The following is a 15,586-nucleotide window of genomic DNA, read 5'->3' as shown; positions in this document are numbered from 1 at the left end:
TTTCGGGAACGCAGAAAAATTGCTATCGCCGGACGGGGCCTCCTGGCGGAACTTTATGCGGTTATCGCCTGCCGATATCGATGCGCGATACGGGTCTGCCACAACAGCAGCAGCGGCACGACGGCAAGCTCGATACCAAGCCCGACGACATGTCCTGTCGATGGCATGCCGATCGTCAGCAGCGACACGAGTCGCGCGAGGCCGCCGCCGACCACCATCGCGCCTAGCAGCCGGAACCGGCCGGTTTTACCCTCGATCGCCGGAATGCAGCTGGCAAAGGCGAGGCCGAGGACGAGGAAGATGCCCGAGAGATAGCGGAAATGACTGTCGAGATCGATCGCGGGAGCCGGTTGCAGCCACGCCGCGCCGCGCACGATGCTCAGCGTCGCCACCGACAGTGGGACGAGACAGGCGATCGCCACTGCCACCTGCAGCAGCGTTCGCTCACGGCGCGGCGTCACGTCCGCTCGCGCTCCAGCAGTTCGGCGCGGACGCGAATCGCATGGACCGACATGCGCACCTCGAACAGGAACCAGACCAGCCCGCCGATCAGCAACACCATCGACAGGACGAAGGCAATCGCCACCGCCTTGCCGAGGCCGAGGTCGAGCAGTTCGGCGATGAACAGCATGGCGACGACGGTGCAGTTGGCGACGGCCGACAGCACGACCAGGAATACCGCATTGTTGATGACGCGGATGCGCCGGTCGAGCAGCCGCAGTTCGAACACGTGCCGCGCATGTTCCGGCCCGATCGAGGACGGGTGCAGCTTTTCGAGGTCGCGGGCACGATCGACGATCCGCGCCAGTCGCCCGACCATGACGTTCAGGATCGCGCCGATCCCCGCCAACAGGAAGACCGGCGCGATGGCGGTCTGGATCGTCTTGGCGACGGTCGACAGGACAGGTTCGAATTCCACGCGCTTGCTATGCAGCGGCGGACCGGACCGGGCAAGGTCGTGTGGCGTGCGCAACCCGGGATCGCTACCCAATCGTAACCGGTTATGGGCATGATGCCGCCCATGTTGTCGCCCGCTTCCCCCTCCATTGCCCGGATGATCGCCGGATTGCCCGATGCGATCGATGCCGTCACCGCGTCGGCCGCGCCAACCCACCGCTTCCTGCGCCGCCGATGGTATGCGGCGGCGATCGACGCCTATGGCGGTACGGCGCGGACGCTGCTGGTCGAACGTGGCGGGCAGGCGATGGCGGCGCTGCCGCTGATCGGACTGGGACCGGCGCCGTTGCGGATGGCGCAGGTGCCCGGCAGCTACTGGCCGTTCCGCAGCGGCCCCGTCGCGCAGGATGCCGGGCCGGGCGATTTCGCCGCGCTGCTGGACGAAGCGGGGCGGCAGGTGCGCGGGTTCCGGCTGGGACCGGTCTATGACGGTGATCCGATGCTCGCCGGGCTGCTGGACGCGGCGCGCGCCGGTGGCTGGCGCGCCCTGCCGCGCTTCATCGCCGACAGCTATCTGCTCGACATCGCTGCGCAGCAGGCCGAAGGCGTCTGGCCGCGGCTGTCGACGCTGCGCAAGAATCGCTTCAACGAAAAGCATCTGGCGGCGCTCGGCACTCCCGACTGGTCGTTCGCCAGCGGCGCGGACTGGCAGTCCGGTCTGTTCGACGATCTCGCCACGATCGAGACAGCGAGCTGGCTTGCCGACCGCACCGATGGTCGCGACGCCAAATTTACCGAGACCGGCCATGGTCGATTCTGGCGGGCGGCGGCGACCGATCCGGTGCTGGCGGGCATGATGTGGATCGCGCTGCTCCGGATGGACGGAAAGCCCGCCGCCTTCTCGTTCGATATCAATGCCGGCCAGCACAAATATGCGGTCGCCAACAGCTATGACGCGACCTACGGCCAGCGCTCGCCGGGGCGGCTGCTTTATTACCGCAACCTCGTCCGCGCCGTCGCCGACGGCGTCACCCATGTCGACTGGGGTGCCGGCGACAGCGGGTATAAGGGGCTGATCGGTGCCGAACGGGGGCCGGCGATCCGCGACTGGCTGTTCCTGCGGCCCGGCCTGCCGGCCCTTGCCGGACGCGTGCTGGCGCGACGCTGGGCGCGATCCGGATCGGCGCGGTCCGGGAATGGCTAGGATCAGCGGCTTCGTACCTACGTTGCCGTGGGGCCACGGATCGGTCAACATCGGGACCTTCCGCAAACGGACAGATGATCTAGCATGACCGGCCAATCGCCAACCCCATCGCCCGACGCGCCGGTTCGGCCCGGTGCGCCGCAGCGGCCGGTCGACGACCATTGGCCGCGGCGTGATATGCGCCGCCCGGTGGTCCAGCCGCCGATCGACATGCCCCGCTACGTGGCGATCCTGTTCCTCGTGACCGCACTGACCCTGGGGGTCGTGCCGCTGTTGCAAGGGGCGTTGCTGATCTGGCCGGCCACGCCGATCGCGGTCGCCACGCTGACGCGACGTCCGGTCAGGCGTTGGCCGAGCATTACGGTCATCACCGTTGTCACGCTGGTCGCCGCGGGAGTGTTCGTCGGGCTGCCGCTGCTGCCGCTGATCGTCTATGCGTCGATCGACGCCGTGGTCATCCTGCTGGTCGCCGGACTGTTGCGGCGGTTCGATCCCGATCCCCGGTCGTTGCGCGGCTATGGGCTGGTGATCGTGACCGCGTTCATCGGTGCTACGGTCAGCACCCTGCTGGCCGAGGTGTTCGGCTGGTTCCTGCACGGCGTGGTCGTCCCCTACCATGCGGTCCAGTGGTTTGCGGCCATCGCCATGGGGCTGATCGTCCTCCTGCCGGCGCTGAAGGCGACGCGACGCGCGCTGGCGGAGGAACTCAGCATCCTGTCGCCGACGCTCGCGCTGCCGGTCGCGATGTCGACGATCGCCGCGCTGGTGGTCTTTTGCACCAGCGGCAACCCCTCGCTGTTCCTGTTGCTACCCTGCGGCGTGTTCGCCGCGCTGCTGTCGCGCTTCGTCGGCGTGTCGGCCTCGATCCTGATTATCGGCACCATCGCGACCATCGGTACGCTTAACGGGATCGGGCCGATCGTCGCCGCGTTCGACTCGGTCGCCGACCGGGTCCTCTTCCTGCAGCTGCTCATCGGCATCATCGCGATGACCAGCTTTCCGGTTGCCTCGCTCCTCTACGAACAGTCGCTGGCGATGAACGAGATCCGCGACAATGAACGACAATTGCGGATGCTGACCGACTATTCGACCGACCTGATCGTCCGCGTCGGTCGCGACGGCATCCGCCGCTACGCTTCCCCGGCGTCGCTGCGCCTGCTGGGCTATACGCCGGAGGAGATGATCGCGCGCACGCCCTATGCACCGATCCATCCCGACGATCGCAACCGCGTCCGCCGCCAGACCTATGCGCTGGTCCCCGGCGGCGAAAGCACTGTCTTTCGCTACCGCATGCAGCACCGCGACGGTCACTATGTCTGGCTGGAGGGGGCGTTCCGCCTGATCGGCGACAGCCGCCATAATTGCGAGCTGATCGGCTCGATCCGCGACATCGGCGAGCGGCGGGCGGCCGAGAGCAGGGCGATCGAATCGGTCACCCAGCTGGAGGAGCAGCAACGGTTGCTCGCCATGGCCGAAAGCGCGGCTCGGCTCGGCCACTGGCGACTGAATCTGACGGACAGGCGTAACCTGTGGTCGCCGGAGATATTTCGCATTCATGGTCTGCCGCCGGGCGAGGAACCGTCGCTGGATGAGTCGCTCGACTTGTACCATCCCGACGACCGGGAACGGGTCCGGGCCCAGATCGACCGGGCGATCACGACCGGCGGATCGTTCGCCTTCGACGCCCGGCTGATCCGGCCCGATGGCGCGATCCGCTGGGTGGCGTCGCGCGGACAGGCCGAACGGGGGCAGGGGGCGGAATTGGTCGGCCTGTTCGGCGTGTTGCAGGATACGACCGAACAGGTCGCGGTGATGACCGATCTTCGCGCGGCGCGCGAGGATGCCGAACGCGCGCTCGCCGCCAAGGCGACGTTCACCGCGACGATCAGCCACGAGATCCGCACCCCGCTGACCTCGATCCTCGCCGCTGCACAGCTGTTGCGCGACACACCCGACCGGGTCCAGCGGATGCGGCATCTCGACTCGCTCGAACAGGCGGGCCGGACCTTGTCCGATATCGTCGACGACGTTCTGACCTTCTCGAAACTGGAAGGGGGGCATAGCCAGCCCGAGGCGATCATGTTCGAACCGCGCGAACTGCTCGCGACGGTGACTGGCATGTTCGCGGCCGAAGCCAAGCATCACGCCGTGTCGCTCGACTTCGACGTACCCGATGCGCGGGTCATCGGCGATCCGGCGCGGCTGCAACGCGTGCTGACCAATCTGGTCGGCAATGCGATAAAATTCACCCGGCACGGATCGGTCCGCATCACTGCGACGCGCGAAGCCGGCGATTGCTGGCGGTTCGAGGTAGCCGATACCGGGGTCGGTATCCGCGACGACCGACTGGATGCGATCTTCGAACCCTTCGTCCAGGCCGACGCCTCGACCACCCGCAGCTATGGCGGCACCGGACTGGGCCTCAGCATCAGCCGGATGCTGGTCGAATCGATGAACGGCACCATCGGCGTCGTCAGCCGCCCCGGCACCGGCTCACGCTTCTGGTTCCACCTGCCACTGCCGGCCGCCGGACAGGTCGGACTGTCGGTGGATGCGCCCGTACCCGGATCGGACGCAACGCCGGCGGGGGGGCGGATGACGGCATCGACCGTCCTCGTTGCCGAGGATAACGATACCAATCGCTATCTGATCGCGGAAATCGTGCGGAGGCTGGGGCATCACGTCATTGCCGTCGAAAATGGCGCACGCGCGGTCGAGTATGTCACGGCGGCGGCGGGCAATCCGGTCGATGTCGTGTTGATGGACGTACAGATGCCGGTGATGGACGGGATCGCCGCGACGCGCGCGATCCGGGCGTGGAGCGGCGCGGGGGCCGGCGTGCCGATCCATGCGTTGACCGCCGATCTTTCGACCGAACGCCGCGCCGAGATCCTTCGCGCCGGGATGAATGGTATCCTCGCCAAGCCGGTCGACGTACCGCAACTACGCGCCGTGCTCGACCAGGTGGCGATGCCTGCCAAACGTCCGATCATCCCCTCGCCCGGTGCCATCGACCCCCACCGCATTCAATCGATCACCAGCGCACTCGGAACGGCGCAGCGCGACACGTTGCTGACGCTGTTGATCGAGGATGCGGCGCGGACCCCGGCGCGGCTGCGCACGCTGGTCGGACATGACCGCATCCACCTCGCCCGGCGGGAAGCCCATGCGCTGCGCGGAGCCGCAGCCAACATGGGGGCGATCGAACTGGTCGCGGCGTTGCAGGCGATCGAGGACGCGCAGGACGACGCAACGATCGATCCGGCGGCGCTGGACGAGATCGATCGTTGTGCGACCGCGGTGATCGAGGCGGCCCAGCGTGCGATGGCCGAACCGGTCTGACCGCCGGTGCTTTGGGCGGAGTGCGCGAAGGACCTGTCGACCTTGAACCACGACGGCGATGGTCGTTCCGGACGGGATTGGGGTGCCGCTTTTCCTTACGAGCAGGACCGGGTCGCCTCCGCAGGCACGCTCGGATTGACGAGAAGAACAGGTGGCCCGGCCGTTTCCGATCGAAAACGGACCCCGCGTCAGTGCTCATCCACGGGGCGATACCGATGCCCCAGCGTGGCCGGAAGCGGCTTCAGGCGTCGAACGCCTGTAGCGCCAGAACCGCCTGCGTCCGGTTCGTCACGCCCAGTTTGCGAAAAATCGCTGACAGGTGCGATTTGACGGTCGGTTCGGCCAGTTGCAGGTCATAGGCGATCTGCTTGTTCTGGTGGCCGTTGGCGATCGCGCGCAGCACGCGCAACTGGGCGATCGAAAGCGTCCCCATCCGTTCGGCCAGATCGATACGCGGATCGGCGTGCGGCATGTCCTCGACACCGGCCGGAACCCAGTGCTTGCCGGACAGCAGACTGCGGATGGCATCCATCATCTGGTCGATCGAGGATGATTTGGGAATGAAACCCTGCGCGCCGAGGGCGCGCGCCTGTGCGATCACGGTCGGCTCCTCCCGGCCGGATACGATCGCGATCGTCGCCGATGGCCGCACTGCACGCAGCAGGGCAAGTCCGGCGAACCCCTGCACGTCCGGCAGCATGAGATCGAGCAGGACGAGATCGTAATTCTTTTGCCGAACAAGGCTTTCCGCTTCGGCAAGGGTCGTCGCGCAATCCTTGGTCACGGTCGGATCGACCGCGCGTGCCGCCATGCCGAGCGCGGTGGCGCACATCGGATGGTCGTCAGCGACAAGAATATGCGTCATCGATCAACCCTTGTTCCCACTGTCGTTCGATAGCGGCGCATTCCACCTAACATGCATCAAATATTATTACCAAGTGATTGAGGAAGCTGGACTTGGAACGCTGCTTGCGTCGAAACCGGTCGTCCCGTGAAATACTGGTCCACGACATGTTCGATCGTACGCTCGATACCGCGCGTCAACGCTGACGGCACGGAAACCGTAAACCCGCGCGCGACAAAGCCGTCGATCGCCCAGCGGACGCAGTAATCGGCGGCGACGCCGACGACGATCGCCTGGTCGATGCCACGGTCAAGCAGGGCCGCGAAGAAGGCGTCACGGTCGATCGGTGGCGCGGCAGCGCGCGGATCGAACAGCGGCAGGTTGGCTTCCGCCCACATGTCGAACACGCCCTTCTCCAGCGTCCGGCACGGGATCGCGGGATCGATCGCCAACGGATCCAGCAGGTTACGCCAGCCTGCGCCTCCCCGGACGCAATGGATCGGGAATTGTTCGGCCTCCGCGCTCGTCGGATAGGTTTCGACGAAATGGGTGTCGTAGGTGAAGACGACCGCGGCCGTGTCGCGTGCGGTCCGCGTTTGCAACCATGCGGCCAGCGGCGCGACGATCGCTTCTGCGTCGGGGACCGGCAACGCTCCGTCCGGCAGGATGAAATCCGCCTGCGTATCCACGACGATGATGACCGCGACCATTGCCCGTCTCCTTCGGCTTCGCCTTGCATATATCCTATATGCATATATGCAAGGCGGATGGAAGAGCCTTCGCTCCTGACCGGCGATGATCCGGCGGCCTATGCCCGGCCGTCGATCACCGTCGATTGCGTCCTGTTGGGCGTTGCGGGTGGCTGCCCCTGCGTATTGCTGACGCGGCGAACCCGGCCGCCTTTCGTCGGACGCTGGGCATTGCCCGGCGGTTTCGTCGCGATCGATGAATCGCTCGAAGCGGCGGCGGTGCGGGTGCTGGGGCAAAAGGCGGGGCTGGCGGACATCGCGGTTGAACAAGTGCATGCCTTCGGCACCATCAACCGCGACCCCCGCATGCGGATCATCGCGATCGCGCATCGCGCGCTGCTGACGCCGGCGCGACTGGCCACGGTACCGCGCCATGCCGACCAGTGTCTGGCGACGATCGGCGCCGATGGCTCGATCACGGTCGATGGCGGTGCGGTCATGCTGGCGTTCGACCATGACGACATCATCGCGATGACGATCGCCAAGTTGCGCCGGACGATCGATGACGACGCCTTTGCGCTGGTTCCGGAGCACTTCACCCTGCGCGAATTGCAGGTGGTCCATGAGGCGGTGCTGGGACGGCCGCTCAACAAGCCGGCCTTTCGCCGCCGGATGCTCGAACGCGGCGCGTTGCGGGCGACCGGCGCGTTCGAGGCGGGGCGCGCCTTCCGCCCGGCCGAACTCTATGTCCATGTTCCGAAAGGCTGAACGATGGTGATGACCGATATCGCGACCCGGGTATGGAACCATGGCTGGCGGCTGGACCCGGTGGTGCGCAGCCTGCTCGACACCGATTTCTACAAGCTGTTGATGGTGCAGATGATCCGGGAGGTTCATCCGGACGTCCACGCGACCTTTGCCGTCATCAATCGGAGCAGATCGGTGCGGCTGGCCGAGGTGATCGATGAAGCCGAATTGCGCGCGCAGCTCGACCATGCCCGGACGGTCGGCTTCACCAAACAGGAACTGATCTGGCTGGCCGGCAACAGCTTTTACGGCGTGCGGCGGATGTTTTCACCCGATTTCGTCGACTGGTTGAGCCGGTTTCGCCTGCCCGCCTATGATCTGTCGGTGCGCGACGGACAGTATGAACTACATTTCGAAGGCGCCTGGGCCGAAACCTCGCTCTGGGAAATCCCGGCGCTGACGATCATCAACGGATTGCGGGCGCGGGCGGCGCTGCGCGATCATGGCCGGTTCGCGCTGGACGTCACCTATGCGCGGGCAAAGGCGCGGTTGTGGGACAAGGTCGAGCGGCTGCGCGTCCTGCCCGATCTGGTCCTGTCCGACTTCGGCACGCGGCGGCGGCACGGCTTTCTGTGGCAGCGCTGGTGCGTCGAGGCTTTGCAGGAGGGGTTGGGCGCGCGGTTCGTCGGCACCTCGAACGTGCTGCTGGCGATGCAGGCCGGGGTTGAGGCGATCGGCACCAACGCCCACGAACTGCCGATGGTCGAAGCGGCGCTGGCCGACGACGATGCCGGTATCGCTGCCGCGCCGTATCGCGTGCTGGCGGAATGGCAACGCCATTATGGCGGCAACCTGCTGATCGCCTTGCCCGACGCCTATGGCACCGCCGCGTTCCTGCGCGATGCCCCGGACTGGCTGGCCGACTGGACCGGCTTCCGCCCCGACAGCATGCCGCCGATCGAGGGCGGGGAGCAGATCCTGCGCTGGTGGCAGGAACGCGGCGTCGATCCCGCCTCGAAATTGCTGATCTTTTCCGACGGCATGGACGTCGACAGCATCATCGCGACCTATGAACATTTTCACGGACGCGTGCGCATGAGCTTCGGCTGGGGCACCAACCTCACCAACGACTTTCGCGGCTGCGATCCGCTGGGCGGTGAGGGGCTGGAGCCGATCTCGCTGGTGTGCAAGGTCGTCAGCGCCGATGGCCGCCCGGCGGTCAAGCTGTCCGACAACCCCGCCAAGGCGACCGGCGATCCCGCCGATATCGCCCGCTACCTGCGCATCTTCGGCGGGAATGGCCGGGTGGCCAGCCCTGTCGCGGTCTAGAGGCGGATGTACCGGAAATACCAGACTTCGTGACCCTGCCGCCGTGCCTTGCGCTCGTAGCGGGTTTCCGGCCAGTCGGCGGGGCGGGTCAAAAAGTCGGCGGCGGTCTGCGCCTGCCATGCGAAGTCGCGGCGCTGGTCCATGATCATCATTGCCCAGCGGCAATAGGTCGGATCGTCGGTGCCGAGCCGGAACTCGCCGTCCGGCCGCAGTTTCGCGGCGATCAGGTCCATCGGGCCGTGGTTCATCATGCGTCGCTTGGCGTGGCGCGCCTTGCGCCAGGGATCGGGGTGCAGCAGGTAGACGCGTTCGAGCGAAGCGTCGGGAAAGCGTTCAATCACCTCCAGCGCGTCGCCCATGTGCAGGCGGACATTGGCCAATTCGCCGTCGCGAATGTGGTTGAGCGCGCCGACGACGCCGTTGAGGAACGGTTCGCAGCCGACAAAACCGTGGTCCGGCCGCGCCGATGCCTGACCCGCCAGATGTTCGCCGGCACCGAAACCGATCTCGACCTCGACCGGGCGATCGTCGCCGAACAGGGTGCGCGAGTCGAGCGGACCGGTTTCGGGTACCGATACGCGGGGCAGCAGTTGCTCGACCAGCGAAGCCTGCCCCTCGCGCAGCTTGTGCCCCTGTCGACGGCCATAGAGGCGGCGGATGGTAGTCGGATCGTTCATCGCCGCGCTCCTACCCGGCGGGGTGGTGATCCGACAAGGGAGCTTCCGCGTCCGCCGGTGGTTCGGTTACCATGGGCAAGAAGCGCAAGGCGAAACAACAGGCGAAGCGGCTGGTCGATGCCGATATCGATGCGGGTCGCGGTGTGGCGGGCGAACTGCACGATCACCCGATGGTGAAGTTCGCCGGAATGCTCAGTGAGGTGGCCGACCAGCCGCCGATGGTCGCGATCAACCTGACCACGATCGCGGTAGGATTGTGGCGGAGCGATGCCCGGCTGACGCGGACTGGGGTTCGGATGCTGGCCGCCCACGGCCTTGCGACGCTGGCGAAGGCGGTCATCAAGGCCAATGTCGACCGGGCGCGGCCGAAGCTGTTCAGCGACCGGGAGGATCACCGGCCCAAGCCCGGCGATACCGACGAGGGGCCGCAGAACTCGTTTCCGTCGGGGCATACAGCGGGTGCGGTCGCGGTCGCGCGGGCCGTGGCGCGGGAATATCCGGATGCGGCCGGGCCAGCCTATGCCGGGGCGGCGGCGGTGGCGGCGATTCAGGTGCCGCGGGGGACGCACTTTCCGATCGACGTGGCGGTCGGGGCGGTGATCGGGCTAATTGCCGAGGCGGTGGTCACCCAGGTGTTGCCGGAGGCGGCGTAGGGTGGCCGGCGCGAAGGTCAAAGGTCACAAAAGTCACACTCGTGCGCAGTTGGCGCGTTCGTGACGTCGGGCCGATCGACCAGTCGATTCAAATACCTGTCAAAGATCTTTCGAACTCGATCGACATTGCCTGCAATCGGGTTTGCACTTCTGCTCCGGATATACCGGAGCGGTAGCGTGTAGGAAATCCTGCGCTGCGGCCGGAAGGGAGCAGCGCTCCGGATCGGGTCGCAAACTTTGCGACGGCAGTCCGACCCGCCCAACTTGCGACGTTGTCCCGGCGAAGAATTGGGATTTCCCGATGAATACGGGCGGCAGGCGCCGCGCAAGACCTAGGACCGAGCGACATTCAGCGATAACCACGGAACTTCATCATTCGCGCGCAGGCGGGAATCCATAGACGCCGACGGTTTGGCTGAATCCGCGACGCTGGCGTCTATGGACGCTCGCCTGCGCGGGAGTGACGAAAGGGGACGGACCACTATTTCTGCGCCCAGCGAACTGAATGTCGATCCCGCCTTAGGCCGTCGCTGGGGCGACGGATGATGTCGTGAGACAAACTCCGAACGCCGATCCGTCCATTGCCCGTCCGTTCAATGTCTTCCCGTCATTGCGCCGCCGTTGATGGTAATCGTCTTGTTGCCCCACGTACGCGTGGTGGAGATGGCGGGCTGCTGGACCAGCGCCAGCACTTCCGCCGGACGGGGCAGGGCGGTCAGCGGCGGGTAGTTCGAGGTCTCCGCCATGTCGACCAAGGCGACCGACCAGCGCTTGCCCCCCTTCTTGCCAAGCAGCAGGCCCGACATATCGGGCGCGACCCAAGCCCCGCGACCCGCATCGCTGAACGCCAGCAGATAGGAATCAAGGGCAGCGTCCCTGCGATAGACGGCACCGACCGGGCTGGGGCCGGGATCGCGGCACCATGTCGCCGGCTTCTGCGCGTCGGCGTCGGGTGTGTCCTTTTCCGCCAGCTTGTCCGAAGCCATCGACTGCAACATCCCGCCCAGCAGCCCCGACATCATGTTCGATTTCTCATCGCGAACCAGCTTCGCCTTTTTCGGGAAGTCGAGCGGAGTCGTACAATCCGCAATCGGCTGGGCGGGAGCCGCCGCGGCAAGGCCGGTCGGCCAGGTCAGCGCTGACAGGATGGCCGGCAACCGTGCGGCAATCCCCGCGCCGTCGAGCGTCGCCGAACTGTAGCGGACCTTCACCAGCCAGTCGCCCATCGGCAGGAGCGCCAGCCCGGTGCCACGATAGGGCGGCTTCGAGACCGACCACGCGCCCATCAGGCCGCTGGCGACGCTTTGCCCCGGCGGGGCGAATGCGGTCGCGGGACCGGCGGCGGTGGCGATGCCGTACATGTCCCGCCGCGTTTCGATCGAGGCACTGGCGCGGTCGAACCAGACGGGTACCGCGCCGCTGACGTTGCGATAGACATAGAGGGTGATCGCGTCCGACCCGCGCTCATAATTGGCGAATACGTCGAGTTCGTCGGTGCCGAATTGTTCGATTCGCCCGCGCGGCATTCCCTCCAGCATCGCCGGGATGGTCAGCCCGCTATGCCTGAAGCGATAGGGCTGGTCGGCAGGCGCGGCTATCGCATTCCTCTGCAGTTGCGCCACCGCCGGCGGAGCCGATGCCGCCGTCATCAACAGACCGATCGCCCACAGTCCCATGCCAAACCGCCGCATCACGTCCCCCTTGGCGGGCGGACATGAAAACGGGAGGTCCGCCCTGTCGGCGAACCTCCCGCAATTTCTTGTCCGTGTCGAGCCGTCTGGCCCGGACCGGATCAGGCGGCCAGTGCGGCCTTCAGATCGTCGACCAGATCAGTCTTTTCCCATGGGAACAGATCGCCCTCGGGCTTGCGGCCGAAATGGCCATAGGCGGCGGTCGGCTGGTAGATCGGCTTGTTGAGCGACAGGTGCGTGCGGATGCCGCGCGGCGTCAGGCCGCCGAGCTTGGCGATGCCGGCGATCGCGGTTTCGATCGCGTCGTCGGCGACGGTACCGGTACCGTGCGTGTTCACGTACAGCGACAGCGGCTTCGACACGCCGATCGCATAGGCGAGCTGGATCGTGCAGCGCTTGGCGAGGCCGGCGGCGACGATGTTCTTCGCAAGATAGCGGGTGATGTACGCCGCTGACCGGTCGACCTTGGTCGGGTCCTTGCCGCTGAACGCGCCGCCGCCGTGCGGAGCCGCGCCGCCATAGGTGTCGACGATGATCTTGCGGCCGGTCAGGCCGGCGTCACCGTCCGGGCCGCCGATTTCGAAGCTGCCGGTCGGGTTGATGTGATATTCGGTCGCATCCGACAGCAGGTCGGCGGGCAGGATATCGGCGATCACCGACTTCACATACTTGTGCAGTTCGGCTTCCTTGTCGCCCTCGTCATAGCCCGGCGCATGCTGGGTCGAGACGACGATCGCGGTCGCGGCGACCGGCTTGCCGTTTTCGAAGCGCAGCGTGACCTGGCTCTTGGCATCGGGTTCGAGGAACGGCGCGGCGCGCGAATGGCGGTCGGCGGCCATCCGGGCGAGGATCTTGTGGCTGTAATCGAGCGTCGCCGGCATCAGGTCGGGCGTTTCGTCGCAGGCGAAGCCGAACATGATGCCCTGATCGCCGGCACCTTCGTCCTTGTTGCCCGACGCGTCGACGCCCTGCGCGATATGCGCCGACTGCGCATGCAGGTTGTTTTCGAAGCGGAAGGTTTCCCAGTGGAAGCCCGACTGTTCATAGCCGATCTTCTTCACGGTTTCGCGGACGGTGCGCTCGATCTCTTCCTGTGCGCCATCGGCCCACTGGTCGTTTTCAAACACGCCCTTGCAGCGGATTTCACCGGCGAGGACGACGAGCTGGGTCGTGGTCAGCGTTTCGCAGGCGATGCGCGCTTCGGGGTCCTTCGACAGGAACAGGTCGACGATCGAATCGGAAATCTGGTCCGCGACCTTGTCAGGATGACCTTCGGAAACCGATTCCGAGGTGAAGAGATAATTGGAACGCATGGACTTCCTCTAGGCTAGAGGGAAAGCGCGCGGCCGTTGCCATGCCGCATATAAAGCTTTCCTTATATCGTCGCCCTAGCGCGCGCGACGGCGGATGGCAATCGCGAGGCCGCACAGCAAAACTATCGCCAGCAATGCCATCCAGTTGCCGACCCGCGCGAACAGGGTCGGGGGGTGTGGGGCGGGGATCGGGACTTCGATCGCGCCCGCCTGACCCGGGGGGATGGATGCGACGAGGCCACCGGTGGCGTCGATCACCGCCGAAATACCCGTCGGGGTCGACCGGAGGATGGGTAGCCCCTCCTCCGCAGCGCGCAGGCGGGCCTGCGCCAGATGCTGCGGCGGTCCCCAGCGGCCGAACCACGCATCGTTCGATGGATTGAAGAGCAGCGCGGGACGGTGGGCGCGGTCGACAACTTGGCCGGAAAAGATGATCTCGTAGCAGATCTGCATGCCGACCGGGCCGAAGCCGGGCAGCGCCAGCGTCGCCGGACCGGGGCCGGGGCGGAAGTCGACATCGCCCATGACGAGGCGCGAGAGGCCGAGCGGCTGGAGGATCGAGCGCATCGGCAAATACTCGCCGCCGGGCACCAGATGCGCCTTGTCATAGCGGCCTACGATGCGGGTATCGGGGGTGATAGCGAACACCGAATTGCCGGCGTCGGTCACCTGCCGTTCGCGCGAAAAGAACAGCGCGGTGCCGCCGACCAGCGCCGCATCGCGCGGCCCCAGCGTGCTGGCAATGCGCGCGCGCAGCAGCGCGGGGGATTGCTGATACCATTCGGGCGGATAGCCGTCCTCAAGGTAGAAATTGACGGTGCCTTCGGGCCAGACGATCAGGCGCGGGGCGGGGCCGGGGGTGCCGGACAGCTCGATCTGCCGGTTGAGCAGGCGCTGGTCATAGCCTTCGCTGCGGACGACCTCTTGCGGGAAATTGGGCTGGACGACGCGGACGCGCGGAGCGGTGGTGGCGACCGTCGCGGGGGTTCGGGCGATGTCGCCGGGGACCAGCATAAGCAGGGTGAGGGCGACGATGACACCGGCACGTACTTTCGGGCGAGGCAGGAGCAGCAGCGCGCTGGCGACGACGGTCAGGCCGGACAGGGCGTAGGTGCCGGTATAGGCGGCGAGGGCGCGGAGCGGGGTGGGCACCCAGATCACCGCGATCGGATTCCACGCATAGCCGGTGAAGACGATCGCGCGCAGATATTCGGTGGCGATCCAGCCTGCGCCGGCGATCAGCGCGAAGCCGAGATCGGGGCGTTCGCCGCGCCTGCCGACGCGCCACGCGATGCCGCCGGCGAGCATCGGGTAGATGGCGAGGTAGAGCGCCAGCCCGACTACCGCGACATAGCCGAGCGCGGGGGGCATCCGGTCCTGAAAGTCGAAGGCGTGCTGGATCCAGTTGTTGCCGATGGTGAAATGGGCGACGCCGAACAGCCACGAGCGCCACAGCGCCGCCTTCAGCGTCGGTGCGCGGTGGACCAGCCATAGCCACAGCGCGAACGCGGCCAGCGTGACCGGCCACCATTGAAGCGGCGCGAAGCCGAGGGCCGAGGTCAGGCCGGCGAGCAGGGCGAGGAGAGCGGACACGCGGCGTCTATCCGGCTTGTGGCGGGTGGGTGCAAGGGGGGAGCGCGGAGTCATCATCCTTGGAAAAAACCTCCGCAAGAGTCGCACACCTAACCCCGAGTCCGCCGTACCCCCGCGCAGGCGGGGGTCCAGAGCCAAGCAAACAACGGTTTGCGCTTGAGACCCTGGACCCCCGCCTGCGCGGGGGTACGCGAACGGTATGTTCGCAGGGGTTCGCTGCGAGGGGGCGGACGGCGCTTCAATCCCTCACCTCCAAACCCTATCTCGTGCGCATGAACCCGTATCTCTGGCTCGCCAGCGCGATCGTCGCCGAGGTTGTCGCCACGTCCACCATGCGCGCGACCGCCGGGTTCACGCGGATCGGGCCGTCGCTGGTGACGGTGATCGGCTATGCGATCGCGTTCTACTGCCTGTCGCGGACGCTGGAGAGCGTGCCGACCGGCATCGCCTATGCGATCTGGTCGGGGGTCGGCATCGTGCTGGTCGCGGGCATCGCGTGGGTCTGGCAGGGGCAGCGGCTCGACCTGCCGGCGATGCTCGGCATGGCGCTCATCATCGCGGGCGTGATCGTGATGAACCTGTTTTCGAACAGCACCGCGCACTAGAT

The 15,586-nt window shown here is 66.5% G+C and carries 14 protein-coding genes; 6 read left to right on the top strand and 8 right to left on the bottom strand.

Annotation, left to right across the window (positions count from 1 at the left end; genetic code table 11):
* Positions 1-53: 53 nt before the first annotated feature.
* Positions 54-461 carry a DUF4345 domain-containing protein gene (locus ASE90_RS03280; protein WP_055995856.1) on the bottom strand — a complete coding sequence of 136 codons (408 nt, stop codon included), beginning with the start codon at positions 459-461 and terminating at the stop codon, positions 54-56.
* Positions 458-919: a DUF2721 domain-containing protein gene (locus ASE90_RS03275; RefSeq protein ID WP_055997203.1), complete on the bottom strand. Its 462-nt coding sequence runs from the start codon at positions 917-919 to the stop codon at positions 458-460. Before ASE90_RS03275 ends, ASE90_RS03280 begins: the two co-directional genes overlap by 4 nt.
* A 90-nt stretch (positions 920-1,009) precedes the next feature.
* On the opposite strand from ASE90_RS03275, the gene ASE90_RS03270 reads away from it, so the two are divergent.
* Entirely contained in the window at positions 1,010-2,101 is a 1,092-nt protein-coding gene (locus ASE90_RS03270; protein WP_055997201.1) for a GNAT family N-acetyltransferase, read from the top strand.
* 84 nt (positions 2,102-2,185) lie between these two features.
* A complete protein-coding gene (locus ASE90_RS03265; RefSeq protein WP_055995853.1) occupies positions 2,186-5,443 on the top strand; it encodes a PAS domain-containing protein in 3,258 nt (1,085 codons plus the stop codon).
* A gap of 241 nt (positions 5,444-5,684) precedes the next feature.
* Here ASE90_RS03265 and ASE90_RS03260 read toward each other — a convergent pair whose 3' ends face one another.
* Positions 5,685-6,308: a response regulator gene (locus tag ASE90_RS03260; protein ID WP_055995850.1), complete on the bottom strand. Its 624-nt coding sequence runs from the start codon at positions 6,306-6,308 to the stop codon at positions 5,685-5,687.
* 56 nt (positions 6,309-6,364) lie between these two features.
* Positions 6,365-6,997 carry an isochorismatase family protein gene (locus tag ASE90_RS03255; RefSeq protein WP_055995847.1) on the bottom strand — a complete coding sequence of 211 codons (633 nt, stop codon included), beginning with the start codon at positions 6,995-6,997 and terminating at the stop codon, positions 6,365-6,367.
* A gap of 57 nt (positions 6,998-7,054) precedes the next feature.
* On the opposite strand from ASE90_RS03255, the gene ASE90_RS03250 reads away from it, so the two are divergent.
* Entirely contained in the window at positions 7,055-7,744 is a 690-nt protein-coding gene (locus ASE90_RS03250; protein WP_055995844.1) for an NrtR DNA-binding winged helix domain-containing protein, read from the top strand.
* Positions 7,745-7,747: 3 nt separating this feature from the next.
* Positions 7,748-9,052, top strand: a complete 1,305-nt coding sequence (pncB, locus tag ASE90_RS03245; RefSeq protein WP_055995842.1) for a nicotinate phosphoribosyltransferase — start codon at positions 7,748-7,750, stop codon at positions 9,050-9,052.
* On the opposite strand, the gene trmB is transcribed toward pncB, so the two are convergent.
* Positions 9,049-9,729 carry a tRNA (guanosine(46)-N7)-methyltransferase TrmB gene (trmB, locus tag ASE90_RS03240; RefSeq protein ID WP_055995839.1) on the bottom strand — a complete coding sequence of 227 codons (681 nt, stop codon included), beginning with the start codon at positions 9,727-9,729 and terminating at the stop codon, positions 9,049-9,051. The two genes, pncB and trmB, sit on opposite strands and share 4 nt — an antisense overlap.
* Before the next feature lie 71 nt (positions 9,730-9,800).
* On the opposite strand from trmB, the gene ASE90_RS03235 reads away from it, so the two are divergent.
* Entirely contained in the window at positions 9,801-10,382 is a 582-nt protein-coding gene (locus tag ASE90_RS03235) for a phosphatase PAP2 family protein (RefSeq protein ID WP_055995837.1), read from the top strand.
* Positions 10,383-10,975: 593 nt separating this feature from the next.
* Here the strand turns inward: ASE90_RS03235 and ASE90_RS03230 are convergent.
* From ASE90_RS03230 to lnt, 3 genes are all read right to left on the bottom strand, one after another.
* Positions 10,976-12,073: a hypothetical protein gene (locus ASE90_RS03230; RefSeq protein WP_055995833.1), complete on the bottom strand. Its 1,098-nt coding sequence runs from the start codon at positions 12,071-12,073 to the stop codon at positions 10,976-10,978.
* A 101-nt stretch (positions 12,074-12,174) separates the two neighbouring features.
* Positions 12,175-13,386 carry a methionine adenosyltransferase gene (metK, locus tag ASE90_RS03225; RefSeq protein WP_055995830.1) on the bottom strand — a complete coding sequence of 404 codons (1,212 nt, stop codon included), beginning with the start codon at positions 13,384-13,386 and terminating at the stop codon, positions 12,175-12,177.
* Positions 13,387-13,461: 75 nt separating this feature from the next.
* Positions 13,462-15,033, bottom strand: coding sequence for an apolipoprotein N-acyltransferase (lnt, locus tag ASE90_RS03220; RefSeq protein ID WP_055997198.1), 1,572 nt, complete (start codon positions 15,031-15,033; stop codon positions 13,462-13,464).
* 218 nt (positions 15,034-15,251) lie between these two features.
* On the opposite strand from lnt, the gene ASE90_RS03215 reads away from it, so the two are divergent.
* The gene (locus ASE90_RS03215; RefSeq protein WP_055995827.1) at positions 15,252-15,584 is read left to right on the top strand and encodes an SMR family transporter; all 333 of its coding nucleotides are present in this window, start codon (positions 15,252-15,254) and stop codon (positions 15,582-15,584) included.
* The last annotated feature ends 2 nt before the right edge of the window (positions 15,585-15,586 follow it).

The organism is Sphingomonas sp. Leaf67, assembly GCF_001421965.1.
GTDB lineage: Bacteria > Pseudomonadota > Alphaproteobacteria > Sphingomonadales > Sphingomonadaceae > Sphingomonas.
This window is presented reverse-complemented; position numbering and strand designations above follow the sequence as displayed.

Coding starts and splice junctions, on each gene's coding strand:
- ASE90_RS03270 (WP_055997201.1), top strand. CDS start 1,010: ATGATGCCGCCCATGTTGTCGCCCGCTTCCCCCTCCATTGCCCGGATG.
- ASE90_RS03265 (WP_055995853.1), top strand. CDS start 2,186: ATGACCGGCCAATCGCCAACCCCATCGCCCGACGCGCCGGTTCGGCCC.
- ASE90_RS03260 (WP_055995850.1), bottom strand. CDS start 6,308: ATGACGCATATTCTTGTCGCTGACGACCATCCGATGTGCGCCACCGCG.
- ASE90_RS03255 (WP_055995847.1), bottom strand. CDS start 6,997: ATGGTCGCGGTCATCATCGTCGTGGATACGCAGGCGGATTTCATCCTG.
- ASE90_RS03250 (WP_055995844.1), top strand. CDS start 7,055: ATGGAAGAGCCTTCGCTCCTGACCGGCGATGATCCGGCGGCCTATGCC.
- pncB (WP_055995842.1), top strand. CDS start 7,748: ATGGTGATGACCGATATCGCGACCCGGGTATGGAACCATGGCTGGCGG.
- trmB (WP_055995839.1), bottom strand. CDS start 9,729: ATGAACGATCCGACTACCATCCGCCGCCTCTATGGCCGTCGACAGGGG.
- ASE90_RS03235 (WP_055995837.1), top strand. CDS start 9,801: ATGGGCAAGAAGCGCAAGGCGAAACAACAGGCGAAGCGGCTGGTCGAT.
- ASE90_RS03230 (WP_055995833.1), bottom strand. CDS start 12,073: ATGCGGCGGTTTGGCATGGGACTGTGGGCGATCGGTCTGTTGATGACG.
- metK (WP_055995830.1), bottom strand. CDS start 13,386: ATGCGTTCCAATTATCTCTTCACCTCGGAATCGGTTTCCGAAGGTCAT.
- lnt (WP_055997198.1), bottom strand. CDS start 15,033: ATGACTCCGCGCTCCCCCCTTGCACCCACCCGCCACAAGCCGGATAGA.
- ASE90_RS03215 (WP_055995827.1), top strand. CDS start 15,252: ATGAACCCGTATCTCTGGCTCGCCAGCGCGATCGTCGCCGAGGTTGTC.